This window comes from Mesorhizobium sp. M2A.F.Ca.ET.037.01.1.1, assembly GCF_003998075.1.
In the GTDB taxonomy this organism is placed as follows: Bacteria; Pseudomonadota; Alphaproteobacteria; order Rhizobiales; family Rhizobiaceae; genus Mesorhizobium.
Genome location: NZ_RZSA01000691.1, coordinates 1 through 3695, shown reverse-complemented (window position 1 = coordinate 3695; position 3695 = coordinate 1). Strand labels below are relative to the sequence as shown.

Below are 3695 nucleotides of genomic sequence, written 5' to 3'. Positions count from 1 at the left end.
CTATGACGGGCCGATGCAGGGATTTCGCGCTCGCGCCGAAAAAACTCGACTGCGTCCGGTCCGTCGGCTTACAGTTTCCTTCTGCCGGGCCTTTCCGGCCAAGGGCGGGCGACCATGGGGGAAACCAGCGACGACGAGCGGGGATTTTTCGCCGAGCTGCCCGTCCGGCGGCCCACCAAGGCCGCACCGATCGAAAAGCCGCACTATCACGGCCATCGCGATCGTCTGCGCGAACGCTTCGCCGCCGGCGGGCCGGACGCCCTCCCTGACTACGAACTGCTCGAGCTGCTGCTGTTCCGGCTGATCCCGCGCGTCGACACCAAGCCGATCGCCAAGGCGCTGATCGCCCGCTTCGGCTCGCTGGCCGAAGTGCTCGGCGCGCCGGCATCGCTGCTCGAGGAAGTCAAAGGCATCGGGCCGACTGTCGCAATCGATCTAAAAGTCATCGCCGCAACCGCGCAACGCATGGCGCGTGGCGAGGTGCGCGGTCGCGAGGTGCTGTCCAACTGGACGCAACTGCTCGACTATTGCCGCTCCGCCATGGCCTTCGAAAGCCGCGAGCAGTTCCGCATTCTGTTCCTCGACAAGAAGAATGGGCTGATCGCCGACGAGGTGCAGCAGACCGGCACCGTCGACCACACGCCCGTCTATCCGCGCGAGGTGGTGAAGCGCGCGCTCGAGCTCTCCGCCAGCGCCGTCATCCTGGTGCACAATCACCCGTCCGGCGATCCGACGCCGTCGCGCGCCGATATCGAGATGACCAAGCAGATCATCGATACGGCGAAGCCCCTCGGCATCGCCGTGCACGACCACATCATCATCGGCCGCAAGGGCAACGCCTCGATGAAAGGCCTGCTGCTGATCTGATCGGCTGCCGGAGATTGCCACGGGCTTGGCCGGCTACCGCAGATCGGGCCATGCGCCTGCCACGACTGGCGCGGCCTGCGGGACAGCGCGCAAAAAGGCTGGATTTGAAAATCGTTCAATTGCGCAAAGACTGATCCCTGCGACGGCTCCGGCGTGGATCAATCTTCTATCCAGGGAAGAGCGCGGCAGCTTCTTTAGAAGATAATTCCGTTGAGGCTCCGCACATCCACTGCTAGCGTTTGAAACGCTTCAATTGGATCACGCCTTTGCAACGCAAACGCCCGACCATTGCCGATGTCGCGCGAGCCGCCGGTGTTTCCATCGGCACGGTCTCGAACTTCATCAATGGCACGGCCGGCCTCAAGGAAGGCACGCGAGAGCGCATAGAGAAGGCGATCGCCGCCCTGATGTACCGGCCGAGCTCGTTTGCGCGCTCCTTGCCCGGCCGTGCCCCGCAGCGGCCGAAGAATCTCGACCATCTGCCCAGGCTCCTGGTCGCCGGACGGGTGAGCGCCGACTTCCTCTGCCGCGTCGAGGTGCTGCCGCATCGCGACGACCGGATCACGGCCAGCCATATCGACAAGGCGCTCGGCGGCCCCGCCGCCAATCTCGCGGTTGCCGCGGCCGGCGTCGGGGCGCCCTACGCGCTCGACGTGGAACTGGCGACGGCGGTCGGCGAGGACGCGGAGAGCGACTGGGCGCTGGGCGAGCTTTCCAAGCTGGGGGTGCACGCCTTGCCCATCCGCAGCACGCCCAACAACCGGCTCTCCCAGGCGATCGTCATTATCGAGCGGAACGGCAGCCGCACCATCATCAGCGAGCCTTTCGAGCTGGGCGAAGTCGACCTCACCGCCAATCTCGACATCCAACCCGAAAAGCGACCCGCCTGCCTTCACATCGAAGGCTTCCATTACGAGACGATGACGGCATCCATCGCGCGCTTCCACCAGGCCGGCTGGAAGGTGAGCCTGCATTCTGCCGGCCTGCCCAGGAGCGCGCGCACGCCTGAAATCTTCGCGCAGATGGTCGGGCAGATCGACCTGACCTTCATCAACGATGTGATGATCAGGGAGATCTACGGATTTCGCACGCGCATGGCGACCATGATCGAAGAGGTTCGCCTCATGCTGTCGCGCATCAAGCCGCGCGGCACGGTCGTGCTCACCCTCGGCGAGTTCGGCGCGGTGGTCTTTCCGGCGACCGGCGGACCGCAGATCGAGGTGCCGGCACTGCCCGTCAACCGGGTGGACGCGACCGGCGCCGGCGACAGCTTCGCCGGCATCTTCCTCAGCTTCTGGCTACATGGCGCGTCGCTGGAAACCGCTGCCCGCTACGCCGCGGTCGGCGCCAGCCTGACGACGACGGTCGAGGGCGCGCAAGGCTACATCGCCGACTTCGCGACACTAAAGGCCACCGCCGCGGCGAGCGCCATGATGGCCAGCTAAATCAATGGCTTACCGGCCCAGGCGGCTGGCAGGCGACGAACAGGCAATATCGGGAGAACATGGGTCATGGCGAAAACGAAAGTCCTTCTGGTCGGCGAGAGCTGGATGAGTTCGGCCACCCACTACAAGGGCTTCGACCAGTTCGGCAGCGTCACCTTCCATCTCGGCGCCACGCCTTTGGTCAACGCCTTGAAAGACAGCGAGTTCGATCTTGCATACATGCCGGCCCAGGAGGCAGTCGAGAAGCTGCCTTTCACCATGGGGGGCCTGTGGCAATACAAGGCGATCGTGCTCTCCGATATCGGCGCCAACTCGCTTTTGCTGCATCCCGATGTCTGGCTGCTCGGCAAGACCGTGCCCAACCGGCTCAAGCTGCTGCGCGACTGGACGCGAGGCGGTGGCGGCCTGGTCATGATCGGCGGCTATTTCAGCTTCCAGGGCATCGACGGCAAGGCCCGCTGGCACCGCACGGCCGTCGAGGACGCGCTGCCGGTGACCTGCCTTCCCTATGACGACCGGCTCGAAATCCCCGAGGGCTTTCGACCTCAAATCACCGGCCCCAGGGATCACCCGATACTTGCCGGCATCGAGGGCGAATGGCCGATCCTGCTCGGCGCCAACGAGGTCGTTGCCCGCGACCGCGACGATGTCGAGATCCTGGCGCGGCTGCCGCAGGATCAGGGCGGCCATCCGCTGCTGGTTACCGGGCGCCATGGCGAGGGGCGCACCCTGGTCTGGACGTCCGACATCGGCCCGCACTGGCTGCCGAACAGCTTCGTCGAATGGCCAGGCTATGCGCGGCTTTGGACCAATGTGCTGCGCTGGGTCAGCAAGGCCGCCTAGCCTATCCACGAATGCCGGAGAAACCGCCATGACGGCACCTTTTCTCGTCGCCAGGAACATCGCCAAGCGCTTCGGGGCGCTGACTGCCCTTGCCGATGTCGACCTGGAAATCAGGCCCGGCGAAGTGCTGGCGCTGCTCGGCGACAACGGCGCTGGCAAGTCGACTTTCATCAAGATCTTGGCCGGCGCTCATCCGCCGAGCGACGGCGAGCTTCTCATCGAAGGCAAAGCGGTCGCGTTCGCCTCGCCCAAGGATGCCGCGGCGTCCGGAATCGCCACAATCTTCCAGGAACTGGCGCTTTCGGAGAACCTTTCGATCGCCGAGAACGTCTTCCTCGGCCGCGAATTGAAACGCTCCATTTTTGGCATCCCTTTTCTGAAACGAGCGGAGATGCGCCAGCGCGTCGACGGCCTTCTGCAGGAACTCGACGCCCATATCTCCGATCCCGGGGCTCCGGTCGGCAGCCTGTCGGGCGGCCAGCGCCAAGCCGTCGCCATCTGCCGGGCGCTCAATCTCAACGCCCGGCTGGTCATCATGGA

4 protein-coding genes are annotated in these 3695 nt (G+C 65.0%); all 4 read left to right on the top strand.

Annotated features, from left to right (window positions below):
- Window positions 1–114: 114 nt before the first annotated feature.
- On the top strand, window positions 115–867 hold the full coding sequence (radC, locus tag EOA27_RS27085) for a DNA repair protein RadC (RefSeq protein ID WP_126082323.1): 753 nt from the start codon (window positions 115–117) through the stop codon (window positions 865–867).
- A gap of 266 nt (window positions 868–1133) precedes the next feature.
- Window positions 1134–2312 carry a PfkB family carbohydrate kinase gene (locus tag EOA27_RS27080; protein WP_126082322.1) on the top strand — a complete coding sequence of 393 codons (1179 nt, stop codon included), beginning with the start codon at window positions 1134–1136 and terminating at the stop codon, window positions 2310–2312.
- A gap of 66 nt (window positions 2313–2378) precedes the next feature.
- On the top strand, window positions 2379–3155 hold the full coding sequence (locus EOA27_RS27075) for a glutamine amidotransferase (RefSeq protein ID WP_126082321.1): 777 nt from the start codon (window positions 2379–2381) through the stop codon (window positions 3153–3155).
- Window positions 3156–3183: 28 nt separating this feature from the next.
- Window positions 3184–3695, top strand: a 512-nt coding sequence (locus EOA27_RS27070; protein ID WP_145970556.1) for an ATP-binding cassette domain-containing protein, incomplete at its 3' end; no start/stop codon positions are given.